This is a genomic window from Streptomyces monticola (genome assembly GCF_042665355.1).
Classification (GTDB): domain Bacteria; phylum Actinomycetota; class Actinomycetes; order Streptomycetales; family Streptomycetaceae; genus Streptomyces; species Streptomyces monticola.
Map to the genome: position 1 here is coordinate 11,470 of NZ_JBHTCF010000038.1, position 18,888 is coordinate 30,357.

An 18,888-nucleotide genomic window follows, 5' to 3' on the forward strand; every position below is an offset into this window, starting at 1 on the left:
GCCATTGGCGGGGTGCTCTGCCCGGTCAGGAGTGGGCTGGTCCGTCCGGCCGGGGTCGGGCTGTCCTGCCCGGGGAGCAGTGGGCCGGTCTGCCCGGCCATTGGCGGGGTGCTCTGCCCGGTCAGGAGTGGGCTGGTCCGTCCGGCCGGGGTCGGGCTGTCCTGCTCGGGAAGTAGTGGGCCGGTCTGTCCGGCCATTGGCGGGGTGCTCTGCCCGGTCAGGAGCGGGCTCGTGTGCCCGGCCATTGGCGGGCTGCCCTGCCCAGGCAGGAGCGGGCCGGTCCGCCCGGTCGGTAGCGGGCTGTCCTGCCCGGCTGGGATCGGGCAGAACTGTTCGGCCGGGAGTCGGGGTGCCTCGGACAGTTCGGCCGGGAGTCGGGGTGCCTCGGGCAGTTCGGCCGGGAGTCGGGGTGCCTCGGGCAGTTCGGCCGGGAGTCGGGGTGCCTCGGACAGTTCGGCCGGGAGTCGGGGTGCCTCGGACAGTTCGGCCGGGAGAGGGGCTGTCCCGGACAGGGTCGTCTGTTCGGCGAGGGCGCTGTAGTGGCGGGCGTGGGCGAGCCGTACCTGGTCCAGCTCACCTGCCTCGCGCAGCCGCTCCAGGCAGTACGCGGCCACTGATTCGAGCAGCCGGTAGCGCGGCCCGTGCGGCCCCTTGGCCACCACCACCAGCGAGCGGTCCACCAGGGCGGCGAGCAGCCCGAGCACCTCCTCCTCGGCGACTTCGCCGCCGGCGCACACCGCCTCGGCGGCCCGCAGCGAACAGCCGTCGGCGTGCACCGCGAGCCGGCGCAGGACGATGCGCTCGGGCTCGTCGAGCAGATCCCAGCTCCAGTCCATCGCCGCCCGCAGGGTCTGCTGGCGCGGCGGGGCGCCGCGGTATCCGCCGGCCAGGACGCGGAAGCGGTCGTCGAGCCGGGCGAGCAGTTCGGGAACGCCCAGGGCGCGCACCCGGGTAGCCGCGAGCTCGAGGACCAGCGGGATGCCGTCCAGCCGGCGGCAGATCGCGGCGACGGCCTCGGCGTCGTCCGGGCCGGGCCGGTAGCCGGGGACGGCGGCCGCGGCCCGGGCGGTGAACAGCTCCACGGCGTCGTCGAGCGGCAGCGGCGGCACCGTCCACAGCACCTCGCCGGCCAGCGAGAGGGGCTCCTGACTGGTCGTCAGGATGCGGAGGCCCGGGGCCGCGGCGAGCAGCGCGTCCGCCAACTCGGCCACGGGGCCCGCCAGATGCTCGCAGTTGTCCAGGACGAGCAGCATCGACCTGGGGGCGAGCACGCCGCAAAGGCGTTCCGTGACCGTGGCCCGCCCGCCCCCTTCCCGCGGCCCCCAGGTCAGGTCGTCGCGCACGCCGACGGCCGCCGCCACCGTCTCGGCCACGGCCGCACAGCCGCCGCCCCGCCGCTGCCCCGACAGCTCCACGAGGCGTACGCCGTCGGGGAACTCCCGCGGATGGAGCACGGGCAGGTCCCGCACCGTCTCCAGGGCGAGTCGGGTCTTGCCCACGCCACCGGGCCCCGTCAGCGTCACCAGGCGGTGTGCGGCGAGCAACGACCGCACCTCGGCGACGGCGTCGGCCCGCCCGACCAGACCGGTGAGCGGAAGCGGTACCCGGGGCATCTTCCGTACGGCATCGGCCACTTCGGCAGGAGCGTCGGCCGGCGCACCGCCCTCGGCTGCTTCGGTTGCTGCGGCCGCTGTGGCCGCCTCGGTTGCTTCGGTCGCTTCGGTCGCTTCGGCGGCGGCCGGGGCGCGCGGCGCGTCCAGATCGGGATCCTGCTGGAGCATCGCCTGATGCAGCTCCGCCAGGTCACGGCCGGGGTCGAGACCCAGCTCGTCGGCGAGCAGCTCCCGCACCTCGCGGTAGCCCGCCAGCGCCTCGCTGCGGCGGCCCGAACCGTACAGGGCCCGCAGATGGGCGGCGCGCAGCCGCTCCCTGAGCGGATGGCGTACGACCAGGTCGGCGAGCTCGCCGACCACCTCCGCGTGCTGTCCGAGCGCGATCCGGGTCTCGGCCCGCTCCTCCAGGGCCACGAGCCGGTTCTCCTCGAGCCGGGATATCGCGGCGCGCGCGAACGGCTCCTCGGCGAAGTCCGCGAACGCCGGGCCGCGCCACAGCTCCAGGGCGTCGTCAAGGAGCCTTCGCCGCAACGGCAGTTCGGCCGTCGCGCGGGCCCGCGCGAGCAGCGCCGTGAACCGGTCGCCGTCCACGGCGTCGGCGGCGCCCGTCAGCGCGTAGCCCGGCGGGCGCGACTCCACGAGCGCACGGGCGCCCGGCTCCGCGTTCTCCAGGACCCGGCGCAGCTGGGAGACCTTGGAGTGCAGCGCGCCCGAGGGGTTGACGGGCAGGGCGTCGCCCCACAGATCGTCGATCAGCCGGTGTGCCGCAAGGGACTTCCCGCCGTGCGCGAGGAGGTCGGCGAGGAGGGTGCGGACCTTCAGTTCCGGGATGCGTACCGGAGTGCCGTCCGCCCTCCACACGGAAAGTGGCCCCAAGACTCCAAAGCGCATACGAAAACCGTAGCCGCGTACACGGGACCGCCCTGGTGGCGGCCGTTTTCGCGGTGCGACTACGGCATTTCCCCCGGTCATCGGCAGATCATCACCAGCCACGGCGGAACCGGCCGAAACACAGCGCACCAGCGGCCGCACCGCACCGTAAGGGCGGCCGAAAGCCGTCCCGAATCCGGCCGAAGCATTTCGGAAGGGTTTCCGAAGGCCCTCGGCGCAAGGTGTGAACACCGCACCGCAGCGTCGCCGAGGAAGGAGGCCGACGATGAACCGGAGCACCGCAGACAGGAGCCGGCAGACGGGCGACGACCACCTGTCACTCGTCATCATCATCGGCAGCGTTCACCAGGGGCGATCCGCGGCGGCCGCGGCGAACTGGTTCGCCAGGCTGGCCTGTCTGCACGGCGGCTTCGACGTGGACGTCATCGACCTGGCCCACGCACATCTCCCCGCCGCCGGACCCGAGCACAACGGAATCCGGCCACCGGCGGTACGGGAACTGGCGCCGTGGCTGGCCGACGCGGACGCGTTCGCGGTGGTGACCCCGCAAGGCGCCCAGGGGGTTCCGTGGGCGCTGCGCAACACCGTCGCGTGGTTCCACGAGGAGTGGCGGGCCAAGCCGGTCGCGTTCGTCTCGTACGGACCGGGCTGTACGGCGGACGAACTGCGGCAGCTGTTCTCGGCGGCCGGCGCCACGCCCGTGCGGGGCGCCGTGGATCTGCCGGGGGACGGCGAACCGTTCGACGCCCGGGGCCGCCCTCTCGACCCCGGCCACTGCGAACCGGCCGCCGAGCGGCTGCTCGACGACCTCGCGTACTGGGCCCGCCCGCTGCGCACGGCCCGGCACGCCTGACACATACCGACTCACCTGACACATACCGGCTCATACGACGCCGCACGCATCGCCTCACGCAGCACCTCATTCATCGCTTCACGTCTCGACAGGAGTACGACCATGGGAAAGCTCAGCGGCAAGACGGCACTCGTCACCGGCGGCGGCCGCGGCGTCGGACGCGGAATCTCCGAACGCCTCGGCAGGGAGGGCGCCTTGGTCGCGGTGCACTACGGCAGTGACGCCACCGCGGCCAAGGACACCGTCCGCACGATCGAGGAGGAGGGCGGCCGCGCCTTCGCCTTCCGCACGGAACTCGGCACACCCGGCGACGCCGAGGCGCTGTGGGCGGCCTTCGACGAGCAGATCACCGAGTTCGCCCCGGAGGGCGGCCTCGACATCCTGGTCAACAACGCCGGTGTCGTATCCAACGGCTTCATCGACGTCATCGACGAGGCCGAGTACGACCGGGTCTTCGCGATCAACGCGAAGGCGCCGTTCTTCATCGTCAAGCACGGACTGTCGCGCCTGCGCGACAACGGCCGAATCATCAACATCTCGTCCGGCGTCACAAAGGTCGCCATCCCCGACGTGATCGCCTACTCGGCCAGCAAGGGAGCGGTCGACACCCTCACCCTCACTCTCGCGCAGGGCCTCGGCTCCCGCGGTATCACCGTCAACGCGGTGGCGCCCGGCACCATCGAGACCGATGCCAACCCGTGGGTGAAGGACCCGGAGTCGCGCGCCCACATCGCGTCCGTCTCCGTCTTCAACCGTGTGGGCCAGCCCGACGACATCGGCGATGTCGTCGCCTTCCTCGCCTCGGACGACGCCCGCTGGATCACGGCCGAGGTCCTCGACGTCAGCGGCGGCTCGGCCCTCGGCGTCTAAGGGCCGCGCAAGGGCCGGCGAAAGGCCGCGGGAGGGCCGGGGATGTGGGGCCCCGGCCCTCCCGCACGTCCCCGTCGCGCGAGGTGTCACCGTCCATGTCACAGGAGTCCGGGCTGTCTCGTCCCAGGGGCGTAAGCCACTGACGAGCACAGAGGAGCACCCCATGGACGCGCGACTGAACTACCTCGCCAGCCCCGCCGCCGGCAAGGCCGTCAAGTACCTCATGGCGGCGGGCAAGGCGATGCAGGAACTGCCGCTGCCGGCCGCGACGCAGGAACTGGTGGCGCTGCGCGTCAGCCAGATCAACGGCTGCGCCGTCTGCATCGACATGCACACCAAGGAAGCCGCCGCCGCGGGCGAGAGCGCGGTACGCCTGAACCTGGTCGCCGCATGGCGGGAGGCGACCGTCTTCACCGAGGCCGAGCGGGCCGCTCTGGAGTTCGCGGAGGAGGGGACCCGGGTCGCGGACGCGGGCAGCGGAGTGTCGGACGAGGTGTGGGCGTACGCCGCCAAGCACTACGACGAGGAGCAGCTCACTGCCCTGGCGATGTTGGTCTCCTTCATGAACGCGGCGAACCGGCTGAACATCATCGCCCGGCAGCCCGCGGGCGACTACGAGGCCGGCCAGTTCCAGCAGGCCCACTGACCGGCAGTATCGGTCCGGGGAAGAAGAAGTGGCAGAGAAGGAAGAAGGAGCCGAAGTGACCGCCAAGGTCGAGGAGTTCGAGGAGCTGCGGCCGCTGCTGTTCTCGATCGCCTACCGGATTCTGGGCAGTGTGAGCGAGGCCGAGGACGCGGTCCAGGAGACCTGGCTGCGCTACGAGGCGACCACGGCCGAACCCACGTCCACCAAGGCCTATCTCTCGGCCGTGGTCACCCGGCTCTCCATCGACGTACTGCGCTCGGCCCGGGTGCGCCGTGAGCAGTACGTCGGGCAGTGGCTCCCCGAGCCACTGCTCACCGACCCCTACGAGGACCCCGAGCGGTCGGCCGAGCTGGCCGACTCGGTGTCGATGGCGGCCCTGCTGCTGCTCGAGCGGCTCAGCCCGCTCGAGCGGGCGGTGTTCGTCCTGCGGGAGGTGTTCGCCTTCGGCTTTCCCGAGGTCGCGTCGGCGGTGGGCCGCTCGGAAGCGGCCTGCCGCCAGCTCGCGGTCCGGGCCCGGCGCCATATGGACGCGGGGCGCCCCCGGTTCGAGGCGGACCGCCAGGAGCGGGACAGGCTGGCGGCGCGGTTCTTCGACGCGCTCCGCGAAGGCGACGTCGACTGCCTGCAGGAACTGCTCGCCGCCGATGTGTCCCTCGTCGGCGACGGCGGCGGCAAGGCCCCGCAGCTGGCCAGGGCCATCAACGGGGCCGACAACGTGGCCCGGCTGCTCGCCGCGTTCTTCCCCTGGCTCGCCAAGGTCGAGGTGTCGATGGAACCGCACGACGTCAACGGCCAGCCGGGCGCGATCTTCCGCGACCGGGACGGCAAGGTGCTCTACGCCCTGGCGCTCGACGTACTCGACGGACAGATCCAGACGATCCGCTCGGTGATCAACCCCGACAAGCTCGGGCACGTGGGCACCGTGGCGGACGCCTGGGCGATCGACCGCGAGATCAGGCAGGCCCGCCGGCCCAGGAGGTGACCGGGCCGGTGCCCGGTCAGCCCTGCCAGACTCCGCTCGGCAGCGTCTGCTGTACGTAGGCCGTGAAGTCACGCGGCGGGCGGCCGAGGAGGCGCTGGACGCCATCGGAGAGATAGGCCCCGCCGTTGTCCGCGACGGCGCCGAGGAGGTCGGCGGCGAACTCCGCGTACTCCTTGTCGAAGCCGCGGCCGAGCAGATGCGTGACGTACTGCGGCGGGGAGACCGGGACATAGGTGAGGTCGCGGCCGGTCGCCGCGGCGATCTCGTGGACGCAGTCGCCGAAGGTCATCAGACGCGGGCCCGACAGTGCGTAGACCTCGCCGGCGTGTCCGTCGTCGACCAGGGCCGTCGCCGCCGCCGCCGCGATGTCCTCGGCGTCGATGAAGGGCTCCAGGCCGTCGCCGGTGGGCAGTTCGACCCGGCCCGCGGCCACGGCGTCGCGCAGGAACGCCTCCTCGCTGAAGTTCTGCGCGAACCAGGTGGGCCGCAGCACGGTCCATTCGGCGCCCGACGCGCGTACCGCATCCTCCACCGCGAAGGCCGCCGGGGCGTCGGACTGTTCCCAGGCGCGGGCCGAAAGCAGCACGAGACGGCGTACCCCCGCACGCACCGCCACCTCGGCGAACTCGGCCATCAGCGCGGCGGCGTCCTCGGTCTGCGCATCCACCAGATACGCCGCCCGCACCTCCGCCACGGCGGGTTCCCAGGTGCTCTTGTCCCGCCAGTCGAAGCGCCGTTCCCCCGAGCGGGACGCGGCGACGGCCCGCCGGCCGCGCTCGGTCAGCTGCCGCACCACGCGCCGGCCGGTCTTCCCGGTGCCGCCGATGACGAGGACGGATCCCTCAGTGACTGCCATGCTCACCCTCTGCCTTGTCGTGTACGGGGGCGGGACGGCTCCGAGAAGCCGCCCCGCCCCCTGCGTGCGCCGTTCGTCAGGCGGACCTCACGCCGCCTGCGCCACCTTCTCCCGCGGCTGCGGGAAGTGGCCCACCTCCACGAAGAACTCCGCGTACCGGGCGAACAATTCCGATGTCAGCGGCGGGCAGTTCACATCGGTGTCGGTGAGGGCCGCCTCCGTCTCCGAAGTGTCGATCGGCGGATAGAAGGAGTCCGTGTCGGACGTCATCAACTCGAAGGCGTGCAGCAGCGGCTGCAGCGCGTTCTCACGGTCCGACTGCACCCGCTCCCGCCACTGCGACCAGTCCAGCTCTCCCAGCTCGTAGCCGAGTCGCCTGAGGTTCTCGACGCACTCGCCGAGGCTCAGGGAGCTCTGGTTGAACAGATGGAAGGTGCGGCCCGCGGACTCCGGCTGCCGTGAGACCGTCAGGATCGTGCCGCTGACGTAGTCGACGGGCAGCAGGTGGAAACGGCCCTCGACACCGGCCGGCGCGGCCCCCGACTGCAGGATGCCCTTCAGGCTCAGCCACACGAAGTCCCGGGTCTGGCAGGCGCCGTTCACCGTGTCGCCGGAGATTACATCGACCCGGTAGACCGAGACCGGCAGGCCACGGCCGCGGGCGAGCTCGATGATCTGCTCCGCCACCCACTTGCTCTGCAGATAGCCGCTGGGCAGCAGCTCCGCCGGGCCCGTCGGGTCGGTCACCTTCAGCGGCTCGCCGTCCTCGCGCGGACCGTCGAAGACACCCACGGTCGAGACGTAGTGCACCGGCACCGTGCGATGCCGGGCCGCGAGGCGCAGCACCTCCTGCGTACCGGCGACATTCGCCGCGCGCAGGGCCGTGTACGGATGCAGCCAGTGCACCCGCGCGCCATTGTGGTAGACCACGTCGACCGTGCGTGACAGGGAGTCGAACTGCTCGTCGGAGAGGCCGAGTTGCCGCTCCGACAGATCGCCCACGACGATCGAGAGCCGCTCCTCGTCGACCGTGTCCCACAGCCGGTACCACTCCATGTTGGCCCGCAGCCGGGCCAGCGCGTCCTGTGCGTCCGTGCCCCGCACCAGGCAGTGCACCCGGGCCGAGGTCTGCCGCATCAGATCCCGCAGCAGGAACGCGCCGAGGAACCCGGTCGCGCCGGTCAGCAGGATCTCCCGCGGGTCGTCGGCCACGGTGACCGTCCGCTCCGCGGGGCGGATGTCGTCCGGCAGCACGATCTCGGCCGCGAAGTCCACGGCGGCCGACGGTGAACCGTCCGCTTCGTCCGTGCCCTCACCGAGCAGCCGGCCCCGGATATAGGCCGCGAGAGCCAGCGGCGTGGGGTGGTCGAAGACCAAGGTCGCCGGGAGCTTCCCGCCCGTCAACTCGCCCAGACGGTTGCGGAGTTCGACCGATGTCAGCGAGTCGAAGCCAAGAGAGGTCAGTGGCTGCTCGGCCTCCAGGGCGGAGGTGTCGGGGTGGCCGAGCACACCCGCGATCCGGTCGAGCACCGCCTCCAGGACGGCCTTGCGCTGCTCCGCCTCGTCCAGGCCCACGAGGATCTCGGCGAGCGAGACGGTGGGCTCCGCGCTGACCGCGGCGGTCCGCCGGCCCGGCACCCGGGCGAGCGCCGAGAGGATCGCCGGGGCCGGCCCGCGCTGCTCGCGCAGCGCCGCCACATCCACCGGAGTGGCCACGACCGCCGCCCGCTCATGGGCGAGCGCCAGATCGAACAGGGCCGGGCCCTGCCCTTCGGGCACCGGCCGGAACCCGGTGCGGGCGATGCGCTTGAGGTCGGTCTCCGTGAGGTTTCCGCTCATGCCGCCGCTCTGCTGCCACAGGCCCCAGGCGATGGCGGTCGCGGGCAGCCCCTGGGCGCGGCGGTGCTGCGCCAGGGCGTCCAGATAGTGGTTGGCCGCGGCGTACGGGGACTGGCCGGGGCCGCCGACCACGGCGGCCACCGAGGAGAAGAGCACGAACGCGGAGAGATCGTCGCCCCGGGTCAGCTCGTGCAGATGCCAGGCCGCGTCCACCTTGGGGCGCAGCACCGCGTGCAGCCGCTCGGGGGTCTGCGCGGTGATCAGACCGTCGTCGAGGACACCGGCCATGTGCACCACACCGGTCAGCGGATGCTCGGCGGGCACGGTGGCCAGGGCGGCGGCGAGCGCGTCCCGGTCCGCGGCGTCGCACGCGGCGATCGTGACGCGGGCGCCGAGCGCGGTGAGTTCCTCCGCCAACTCCCGTGCACCGGCGGCCTCTTCACCGCGTCGACTGGTCAGAAGGAGATGACGTACACCCTGCTCGGTCACCAGATGGCGGGCGAAGAGCCCGCCCAGGCTGCCGGTACCGCCGGTGATCAGGACCGTGCCCTCAGGGTTCCAGGACACGCCGGAGCCGAGCGAGCCCGCCGCCGTCCTGGCGAGCCGGGGCACAAGCACACGGCCCGCGCGCAGCGCCGCCTGCGGCTCACGGGCCGCCACGAGGGCCGCGACGGCACCCCTGTCGTGGCCGTCGGCCCCGGTGTCGACGAGGAAGATCCGGCCCGGGTGCTCCGACTGCGCCGAGCGCAGCAGACCCCAGGCGGCGGCCCCCGGCAGATCGGTGATGTCGTCCCCCGGCTGCGCCGCGACCGCACCGGAGAACACGACGGCCAGCGGTACCTGCTCGAGCCGCTCGTCGGCCAGCCACTGCTGCACCGACTCAAGGACGGAGGCGGTGACTTGGTGGGCGGCCTCGGCGGGTGCGGTGCCCGCGGCCGCCTCCGGGCGAAGCACCACGAAGCTCGGTGCGCGGCCGTCGGCGACGGCATCTGCCACCTCGGCGGGCCCTGCGAAGGCGGCGACGCCCGGCTCGGGCGCCCCCAGGACACCCCACTCTGCACCCCGCGCGCCGTCCCCGTCGGACGACGGCAGTGCCAGCGGTGCCCAGTCGACCTGGAACAGCGCGTCCTCATGACGGTCGAGGGACGAGGCCAACTCGGCCGCGGTGACGGGCTTCACGGCCACCGAGCCGATCTCGGCGACCGGCTGCCCGCCCGCGTCCGCGAGCCGCACCCGCGCGCCGCCCGCCTGGTCGGGGTCGATACGCACCCGCAGGACCGAGGCCCCGGACGCGTACACCTGCACATCACGCCAGTGGACGGCGAGCGGCGGCTCACCGCCCGCGGCCGCCGCGCCGTACGCCACCGGACGTACCGCGGCGTCGAGGAGCGCCGGGTGCAGCACGAAGTCCGCCGCCGACTCCCCTTCGGGCAGCCGCAGTTCGACGAGCAGCGCACCGTCGTGCCGCCAGGCGGCGGTCACCGCGCGGAACGCCTCGCCGAGCGCGACCTCCTCGGCGCCTTCCGGCGGCCACGCGGCCAGCTCGAAGGGCGCACCGGCCGCGGTGGCGCCGAGCGTGCCGTCGGCGTGCGCCGTCCACGGGGCGTCATCGTCGTCGGGCCGGCTGTGCACGGTCACCGGGCGGCGGCCCGCCGCGTCCGCGGCGCCCACACCCACCTGCAGCTGCAGGGAACCGGCCTCGGGCAGCACCAGCGGGCTGCGCACACTGAGTTCGTCGAGCGAGGTGGCCCCGAACTCATCACCCGCGCGCACCGCCAGTTCCACCAGCGCGGCGGGCGGGAGCACGGGCCGGCCGAGCACCCGGTGCGCGGCCAGCCACGGGTGGGTGCGCAGCGACACCCGGCTGGTGAACACCGCCTGGTCGGCGCCGGCGACGGGCGCGGCGGGGCCGAGCAGCGGATGCCCGGTGGCCCGCAGGCCGAGCCCGGTGTGCTGCTCCGCGGCGGCCGTCACGTCGTGCCAGAAGCGCTGGTGCTGGAAGGCGTACGTGGGCAGGTCGACGCGCTGCGCGCCGGTCGGCTCGTAGAACGCCCGCCAGTCGACGGCCGTGCCGTGCGTGTGCAGGGTCGCCAACGCGGCGGTGACGGCGGCCGGTTCGGGCCGCCCGCGGCGCAGCAGCGCCACCGCGCCGGCCATGTTCGCGGAGGCGAGCGCGGTGAGCACCGGGTCGGGGCCGAGTTCGAGGGTGCTCATGACATCCTCGGCGGCCAGTGTGTCCAGGGCGTCGGCGAAGCGGACCGTGCCGCGCAGCTGGCGCACCCAGTAGTCGGCGGTGGTCAGGTCGTCGCCCGTGGCGATCCGCCCGGTCAGCGTGGAGACGACCGGGATACGCGGCGCGTGGTAGGTCAACGACGCGGCCACCTCCCGGAATTCATCCAGGACGCCGTCCATGTGCGGGGAGTGGAAGGCATGGCTGACGGTGAGCCGGAAGGTCTTGGCGCCGCGCTCCCGCCATAGCTGCGCGACCGCTTCGGCGGCGTCCTCGTCACCCGAAATCACCACGGCCGTCGGCCCGTTGACGGCCGCGACCGTGAGCCGTCCCGGGTACGCGTCGAGGCTCTCGGCGACCTCGTCCTCCGGGGCCTGTACGGCGATCATGGCGCCGCCGGGGCGGGCCGCCTGCATCAGCCGGCCGCGCGCGGCGACCAGGGTCGCCGCGTCCTCGAGGGAGAGCACACCGGCGACATGGGCGGCGGCCAGCTCACCGATGGAGTGGCCCGCGAGGTAGTCGGGGGTGATGCCCCAGGACTCCACGAGCCGGAAGAGGGCCACCTCGATGGCGAACAGGGCAGGCTGCGTATAGGCCGTGGAGTCCAGGCCCGCACCGGTCGCGGTGACCTCGCAGATCGGCCGGTCCAGATGCTTCGACAGCTGGGCGCACACCTCTTCGTAGGCCTGCGCGAACACCGGGAAGGCGGTGTACAGCTCGCCGCCCATGCCCTGGCGCTGGGCGCCCTGCCCGGTGAACAGGAACGCGGTGCGGCCGTTGCCGCGCGCACCCCGGATCACGCCCGGGTGCGTCTCGTCGTCGGCGAGGGCGCGCAGACCGGCGAGGAGCTCGTCGCGGCCCGCGCCGGTGACGGCGGCACGGTGGTCGAGTGCGGCCCGCCCCGTGGCCAGCGAGTGGCCCACGTCGACCGGGCAGAACTCCCGCTCCGTCAGATGCGCGTGCAGCCGCCCGGCCTGCTCGCGCAGCGCGGTCGGGGTGCGGCCGGAGAGCAGCCACGGCGCGGTGCCGGCCGGCGGCGGCCCGGGGCGCTCCTGCGGCTCTTCGGCGGGCGCCTGCTCCAGGATGAGATGGGCATTGGTGCCGCTCACGCCGAACGCGGAGACGGCGGCGCGGCGCGGCCGGTCCACCGTGGGCCAGGGCCGGGTCTCGGTGAGCAGCTCGACCGCGCCCGCCTCCCAGTCGACCATCGGCGTGGGCTCGTCGACGTGCAGCGTCCTGGGCAGCACACCGTGCCGCAGCGCCTGGATCATCTTGATGGCCCCGCCGACGCCCGCTGCGGCCACGGTGTGGCCGATGTTGGACTTCAGGGAGCCGAGATAGAGGGGCCGCCCCGCGGGCCTGTTCTGGCCGTACGTCTCAAGCAGGGCCTGCGCCTCGATGGGGTCGCCGAGCCGGGTGCCGGTGCCGTGTGCCTCGACGGCGTCGATATCGGCGGGGGCGAGCCCGGCGTCGGCGAGCGCCTGCCGGATCACCCGCTCCTGGGACGGACCGTTGGGCGCGGTCAGGCCGTTGCTGGCGCCGTCCTGGTTGACGGCCGAGCCACGGATCACCGCGAGCACCCGGTGCCCGTTCTTGCGCGCGTCGGACAGCTTCTCCACGAGCAGCAGACCGACGCCCTCCGACCAGGACGTGCCGTCGGCCGCCGCGGCGAAGGACTTGATCCGCCCGTCGGGCGCGAGGCCGCTCTGCCGGGAGAAGTCCACGAAACCGCCCGGGGTCGCCGTCACCGTCGCACCGCCCGCGAGCGCGAGTTCGCACTCGCCGCGGCGCAGCGCCGTGGCCGCCAGATGCAGCGCCACGAGCGACGACGAGCAGGCCGTGTCCACCGAGACGGCCGGGCCCTCCAGGCCGAACGTGTAGGAGATCCGGCCCGAAGCGACGCTGTTGAGCTTGCTGGTCAGCAGATAGCCCTCGAACTCGTGCGGCCCCTCAAGGCCCAGATAGCTCTGCTCGATGACACCCGCGTACACCCCGGTACGGCTGCCGCGCAGCGAGGACGGGTCGATCCCGGCCTGCTCGAAGGTCTCCCACGCGGTCTCCAGGAGGAGGCGCTGCTGCGGGTCCATCGCCGCGGCCTCGCGCGGTGAGATCCCGAAGAAGCCCGCGTCGAACTGGGCGGCGCCGTCCAGGAACCCGGCCTCGCGGGCGTACGACGTGCCGGGCGTGGCCGGGTCCGGGTCGTAGAGCCGCTCCAGGTCCCAGCCGCGGTCGGAGGGGAAGGGGGAGATGGCGTCGGTGCCGCGCTCGACCAGGTCCCACAGCCCGTCGGGCGAGGCCACGCCGCCCGGGAAGCGGCAGGCCATACCGACGACGGCGATGGGCTCGGCCTCGGCCGCCTCCAGTTCGGCGATGCGGCGGTTCGCCCGTTGCAGATCGACCGTGACCCGCTTGAGGTAGTCGACCAGTTTCTCTTCGTTGGACATCGCGTTCCTGACTCTCCTTGGACGAGGAAGGGGCGGCGGGATCAGTGGCCTCAGGAGCCGAGTTCGTTGTCGATGAAGCTGAAGATCTCGTCCACCGACGCCGAGGCGAGGGCCTCGGCCGCGTCGGCGCCGTCCTCGGCGCCCGTCTCGCCCGCCGCGGCGGACTCCACACGCCCGATCAGGGCGCGCAGTCGTGCGGAGACGGTGGCGGACCAGGCCTCGGCGTCGCCGTCGAGGGCCGGAAGGAGGCCTTCGAGCTGGTCGAGCGCGGTGAGGAAGACCTCCTGGGAATCGGGCTCCTGTGGGGTGAGCCGCTCCCGCAGATAGCTGGTGAGGGACGCGGGGTTGGGGTGGTCGAAGACCAGCGTCGGCGGCAGCCGCAGACCGGTCACGGTGCCGAGCCGGTTGCGCAGCTCGACGGCGGTCAGCGAGTCGAAGCCCAGCTCCTGGAAGGCGCGTTCGGGCTCGATGCCATCGGGGTCGGTACGTCCGAGTACGGCCGCCACATCGGTGCGTACCAGCGAGAACAGCAGCTGCTCCTGCTCCCGCTCGGTCAACTCGGCGAGCCGCTCCGGCAGTTGGGCGGCGGCAGGCGTGTCGGGTACGGCGGAGTGCGCGACCCGGCGGCCGCCCGCCCCGGCCAGATCGCTCAGCGGCGCCGGGATCCGGGCCTGCGACCGCACCGCGGCCAGATTCACCGGCATGGCGACCAGGGCGGCCCGCTCGTCGGCCGTGGCCCGGTCGAACAGGGCCCGGCCCTCGGCCCGGGTGAGCGGCGTGAAGCCGCCGAGCGCAAGGCGGTTGAGGTCCTTCTCGTCCAGTCGCGCGTTGATCCCGCCCTGCTCCCACACACCCCAGGCGAGCGAGGACGCGGGCAGGCCGAGGGCGTGGCGGTGCGCGGCGAGCGCGTCGAGGAACGCGTTGGCGGCCGCGTAGTTGGCCTGGCCCGGAGCGCCGAGTACACCCACGGCGGAGGAGAAGAGCACAAACGCCGACAGGTTCTCGTCCCGGGTCAGCTCGTGCAGATACCAGGCCGCGTCCGCCTTGGGCCGGAGCACGGAGTCGAACTGCTCCGCGCCGAGCCCGCGGGCCAGGCCGTTGTCGAGGACACCGGCCGTGTGCACGACGGCGGTCAGGGGATGCTCGGCGGGCACGGTGGCCAGGACCGCGGCGAGCGCTTCGCGGTCGCCCACGTCACAGGCCGCGAACACCGCTTCGGCGCCCAGACCCCGCAGCTCCTCGGCCAACTCGGCCGCCCCGTCCGCGTGTTCACCGCTCCTGGACACCAGGAGCAGCCGCTTGGCGCCGTACTCGGCGGCCAGGTGGCGGGCGAACTCGGCGCCGAGCGCGCCCGTGCCGCCGGTGATCAGTACGGTGCCTTCGCCGCCCAGGCCCTGGGCCCGGCCGCCATCGTCGGCGGCCGGCACCCGCTTCAGGCGTGGTACGAGCACGGCGCCGTCGCGCACCGCCGCCTGCGGCTCGCCGCCGGCGACCACGGCCGCCAGGGCGCCCATGGCGTCGAGGGCGCCGGTGTCGGCGTCGGCGATGACGATCCGGTCGGGGGCCTCGGACTGCACCGAGCGCAACAGGCCCCACACGGCGGCGCCCGCAAGGTCGGTGACGTCCTCCTGCGGCCCGGCGGCGACCGCGCCGGAGGTCACCACCACCAGCGGTGTCCCTTCCAGGCGCTCGTCGCCGAGCCAGCCGCGTACCACCTCGAGAGCACGTCCGGTCGCGGCGCGCACGGCGGCTTCCGGGGCGCCGGGGGTGGCGGGCCAGGGCAGCAGGACGGCATCGACGGGGCGCCCGGAGGCCAGCGCGTCGGCGACGGCGGCGATGTCGTCGTAGCGGTCCGCAGCCGGACCGGCAGAGCCGCCCGCACCGAGGGAAGCGTCGTCCTGCGGGCCGCCCGCGGCGAGCACCGCCCACGTCGGGTGTTCACAGCGCTGCGGCAGCGACGCCGGCACCCAGGCCTGCTCGAAGAGCGCGTCCCGGCCCGCGCCGCTCGCGGCGGCGAACCGCTCGGCCGGGAACTCGCGGTACGTCACGGAGTCCACCGTGGCGATCAACCCGCCCGACACATCGGCCAGTTGCAGCGAGACGGTGTCCTCGCCCGCCGGTGCGGTGCGGGCCTCGACGGCGGTGGCGCCGGTGGCGTGCAGCCGGATCCCGGTCCAGCGCGCCGGCACCCTGACGCCGTCCGCGCCCGGTTCGGCGGTGAAGCCGGGCAGGGCCGCGTCCAGGAGCACCGGGTGCAGACCGTAGGTGCCCGCCTCCGCCTGCAGTTCGGCGGGAAGCCTGGCCTCGGTGCTCTCGCCGGGCCCGGCGTCGGCGGCCGCGGGGGCGGGCGGCGTGGTGGGCGTGCCGCCGAGGTAGTGGCCCTCGGCGTGCAGTGTCCACTCCGCCTCCGGGTCGTCGGGCCGCGCCGACACCGCAAGCCGGCGCCGGCCGTCGTCGCCTGCCGCATCCGCCCTCAACTGCAGCTGTACGGCGCCCTCTTCGGGCAGCACAAGCGGCGTGAGCAGTTCAAGCTCCGCCACCGTGGACCGGCCGATCAGATCCCCGGCCCGCACCGCGAGCTCCACCAGGGCGGCCGGCGGAAGCACCGGACGGCCGAGCACCTGGTGACCGGCGAGCCACGGGTGGGTGCGCAGGGACACCCGGCTGGTGAACACGGTCTGCCCGGTGCCGGCCACGGTGATGGGGAAGCCGAGCAGCGGATGCCCGTCCGCCCCCCACTCCAGGGCACCGGACTTGGCGGGCAACTGCTCCAGCCAGTACCGCTGGTGCTGGAAGGCGTACGTGGGCAGCGGCACCCGGCGCGCCCCGCTCGGGCCGTAGTAGGCCTGCCAGTCGACGGGCGTGCCGTGCGTGTGCAGCGCGGCCACGGCCGCGGTGGCCGTGGACGGCTCGGGCCGGTCCCGGCGAAGCAGCGGCACCGCACATGTCATGGTGGCGGTGGCCAGGGCCGTCAGGACCGGATCGGGTCCCAGCTCCAGGGTGGTGGTGACGCCCTCGGCCTCCAGGGTGTGCAGGGCGTCGGCGAAGCGGACCGTGCCGCGCAGCTGGCGCACCCAGTAGTCGGCGGTGGTCAGATCGTCGCCCGATGCGGTCGCACCGGTGAGCGTGGACACCACCGGGATCCGCGGCGCGTGATAGGTGAGCGCGGCCGCCGCCTCCCGGAACGCGGCCAGCATCGGCTCCATGTGCGGGGAGTGGAAGGCATGGCTGACGGTCAGACGCTTGGTCTTGCGGCCCTGCTCCTGGAGCTTCGCGGCGATGTCGTGCACGGCGTGCTGATCGCCGGAGACCACCAGGGACTGCGGTGCGTTCACCGCGGCCAGTGCCACCTCCGACTCGCGCCCGGCGAGCAGCGGTGCCACCTCCTCCTCCGCGGCCTGCACGGCGACCATGGCGCCGCCGGGCGGCAGCGCCTGCATCAGCCGGGCCCGGGCGGTGACGAGTTTCGCGGCGTCATCGAGCGACAGCACGCCCGCGACGTGCGCGGCGGCTATCTCACCGATGGAGTGCCCGGCCAGATAGTCGGGCTTGACGCCCCAGGACTCCACGAGCCGGAACAGCGCCACCTCCACGGCGAACAGCGCGGGCTGGGTGAAGCCGGTGGCGTCCAGGTCCGTGCCGCTGGCGATGACGTCGAGGACAGGCCGTTCCAGATGCGGGTCGAGCGCCGCCGCCACGGTGTCGAGAGCCGTGGCGAACACCGGGAACGCCGCCGCCAGCTCCCGCCCCATGCCGACGCGTTGAGCGCCCTGACCGGTGAAGAGGAACGCCGTGCGGCCGCTGCCGCGCGTGCCGCGCAGCAGCGTCGGATGCGTGGTGTCCTGGGACAGCGCGCGCAGCCCCGCGAGCAGCTCGTCGCGGCTGGCGGCGGTGATCGCGGCCCGGTGGTCGAGGGCGGCCCGGCCGGTGGCGAGGGAGAACCCCACGTCGGGGCAGGCGAGTTCCTCGGTGGCGTTGACGTACGCGTAGAGCCGCCTGGCCTGGTCGCGCAGGGCGCCCGACGTCTTGCCCGAGACCAGCCACGGCACCGCGCCCGGAAGGACGGCCGCCGGCTGCTCGTCGGGCTGCTCCGGCTCCTCGTCGCCGACGGGCGGCTTGTCCTCTTCCACGACGACATGCGCGTTGGTGCCGCCGAAGCCGAAGGACGAGACCGCCGCGCGCCGGGGACGGCCGTCCTCGGTGGTCCAGGACCTGGCGTCGGTGAGCAGCTCGACGTCGCCCGCGTCCCAGTCGACGATCGGCGTGGGCTCGTCGACATGCAGGGTCTTGGGCAGCACACCGTGCCGCATCGACTGGATCACCTTGATGATCCCGCCGACGCCCGCTGCGGCCTGCGCGTGCGCGATGTTGGACTTCAGGGAGCCCAGATACAGCGGCCGGCCCTCGGGCCTGCCCTTGCCGTACGTGGCGAGCAGCGCCTGCGCCTCGATGGGGTCGCCGAGCCGGGTGCCGGTGCCGTGCGCCTCGACGGCGTCGATATCGGCCGCGGTGAGTCCGGCGTCGGCCAGGGCCTGCCGGATCACCCGCTCCTGCGCGGGCCCGTTGGGCGCGGTCAGGCCGTTGCTCGCGCCGTCCTGGTTGACGGCCGAGCCACGGATCACCGCGAGCACCTCGTGCCCGTTGCGGCGCGCGTCCGAGAGCCGCTCCACCAGGAGCAGGCCCACACCCTCGGCCCAGCCCGTGCCGTCCGCGGCCGCCGCGAAGGACTTGCTGCGGCCGTCGGCGGCGAGCCCGCGAAGCCGGGAGAACTCGATGAACGCCACCGGCGTCGACATCACCGTGGCGCCGCCCGCCAGGGCCAGATCGCACTCGCCGCGCCGCAGCGCGCCCGCGGCCATGTGCAGCGCCACCAGGGACGACGAGCAGGCGGTGTCCACCGACACGGCGGGCCCTTCGAGGCCGTACGTGTAGGAGAGCCGGCCGGAGGCGACGGAGCCCGCGCTGCCGCTGAACAGATAGCCCTCGAAGCCCTCCGGCGGCAGATGCGGCCGGGAGCCGTAGTCGTTGTACATGACGCCCGTGAACACGCCGGTACGGCTGCTCTTCAGGGACTGCGGATCCAGGCCCGCCCGCTCGAAGGTCTCCCACGCGGTCTCCAGGAGGAGCCGCTGCTGCGGGTCCGCGGCGAGCGCCTCGCGCGGCGACATGCCGAACAGCTCGGGGTCGAACTGGTCCGCGTCGTGCAGGAACCCGCCCTCGCGGGTGTACGACGTGCCGGCCCGGTCCGGGTCGGAGTCGTAGAGCCGCTCCAGGTCCCAGCCGCGGTTGGCCGGGAAGTCGGAGACGGCGTCCGTGCCCTTGGCGACCAGGTCCCACAGGTCCTCGGGTGAGGCGACGCCGCCCGGATAGCGGCAGGCCATGGAGACGACGGCGATCGGCTCGTGTGCTTTGTCCTCGACCTCGCGAAGGCGCCGCTTGGCGTCGCGCGCGTCGGCGATGGCCTTCTTGAGGTAGTCGCGGAGTTGCGCCTCATCAGCCACGGTTCTTCAGCTCCCCGGGAGTATGTGTTCGGTGTACGTGGGCGACGTCTCGACTGTTCTGCGTGCCGTCGTCGGCGGCGCCGTCCGGACTGTTCTGCGCACCGTCGTCCGTGGCGCCCTCAGATCGCCCTGCGGGCTCGTCCTCAAACGCCGGACGGGCTGA

At 73.5% G+C, this 18,888-nt stretch carries 7 protein-coding genes and 1 pseudogene; 4 read left to right on the plus strand and 4 right to left on the minus strand.

All coding sequences use genetic code 11. The annotated features are described in order from the left end of the window. A partial coding sequence (locus ACFQVC_RS41285; protein WP_381841530.1) for an AfsR/SARP family transcriptional regulator occupies window positions 1-2,504 on the minus strand: 2,504 nt, incomplete at its 3' end. Window positions 2,505-2,769: 265 nt separating this feature from the next. On the opposite strand from ACFQVC_RS41285, the gene ACFQVC_RS41290 reads away from it, so the two are divergent. The 4 genes from ACFQVC_RS41290 to ACFQVC_RS41305 all read left to right on the plus strand — a co-directional run bounded on the left by ACFQVC_RS41290 (window position 2,770) and on the right by ACFQVC_RS41305 (window position 5,855). Further along, window positions 2,770-3,357: an NADPH-dependent FMN reductase gene (locus ACFQVC_RS41290; RefSeq protein WP_381841533.1), complete on the plus strand. Its 588-nt coding sequence runs from the start codon at window positions 2,770-2,772 to the stop codon at window positions 3,355-3,357. Window positions 3,358-3,459: 102 nt separating this feature from the next. After that, the gene (locus tag ACFQVC_RS41295) at window positions 3,460-4,227 is read left to right on the plus strand and encodes an SDR family oxidoreductase (protein ID WP_381841536.1); all 768 of its coding nucleotides are present in this window, start codon (window positions 3,460-3,462) and stop codon (window positions 4,225-4,227) included. Between the two features lie 163 nt (window positions 4,228-4,390). Further along, window positions 4,391-4,873 carry a carboxymuconolactone decarboxylase family protein gene (locus ACFQVC_RS41300; RefSeq protein WP_381841539.1) on the plus strand — a complete coding sequence of 161 codons (483 nt, stop codon included), beginning with the start codon at window positions 4,391-4,393 and terminating at the stop codon, window positions 4,871-4,873. Between the two features lie 28 nt (window positions 4,874-4,901). Then, complete coding sequence (locus ACFQVC_RS41305; protein WP_381841542.1) at window positions 4,902-5,855, plus strand: RNA polymerase sigma-70 factor; 954 nt, start codon at window positions 4,902-4,904, stop codon at window positions 5,853-5,855. Window positions 5,856-5,871: 16 nt separating this feature from the next. Here ACFQVC_RS41305 and ACFQVC_RS41310 read toward each other — a convergent pair whose 3' ends face one another. The 3 genes and pseudogenes from ACFQVC_RS41310 to ACFQVC_RS41320 all read right to left on the minus strand — a co-directional run. Continuing rightward, window positions 5,872-6,711, minus strand: a complete 840-nt coding sequence (locus ACFQVC_RS41310; RefSeq protein WP_381841544.1) for an NmrA family NAD(P)-binding protein — start codon at window positions 6,709-6,711, stop codon at window positions 5,872-5,874. 87 nt (window positions 6,712-6,798) lie between these two features. After that, complete coding sequence (locus ACFQVC_RS41315; RefSeq protein ID WP_381841550.1) at window positions 6,799-13,278, minus strand: thioester reductase domain-containing protein; 6,480 nt, start codon at window positions 13,276-13,278, stop codon at window positions 6,799-6,801. After that, a pseudogene (locus ACFQVC_RS41320) lies at window positions 13,275-18,707 on the minus strand (SDR family NAD(P)-dependent oxidoreductase); the annotation flags it as partial. The gene ACFQVC_RS41315 and the pseudogene ACFQVC_RS41320, both read right to left, overlap by 4 nt. Window positions 18,708-18,888 lie beyond the last annotated feature (181 nt).

What these genes read in the sequence shown, in the direction of transcription:
- ACFQVC_RS41290 (WP_381841533.1), top strand. Translation starts at nt 2,770, where the DNA reads ATGAACCGGAGCACCGCAGACAGGAGCCGGCAGACGGGCGACGACCAC.
- ACFQVC_RS41295 (WP_381841536.1), top strand. Translation starts at nt 3,460, where the DNA reads ATGGGAAAGCTCAGCGGCAAGACGGCACTCGTCACCGGCGGCGGCCGC.
- ACFQVC_RS41300 (WP_381841539.1), top strand. Translation starts at nt 4,391, where the DNA reads ATGGACGCGCGACTGAACTACCTCGCCAGCCCCGCCGCCGGCAAGGCC.
- ACFQVC_RS41310 (WP_381841544.1), bottom strand. Translation starts at nt 6,711, where the DNA reads ATGGCAGTCACTGAGGGATCCGTCCTCGTCATCGGCGGCACCGGGAAG.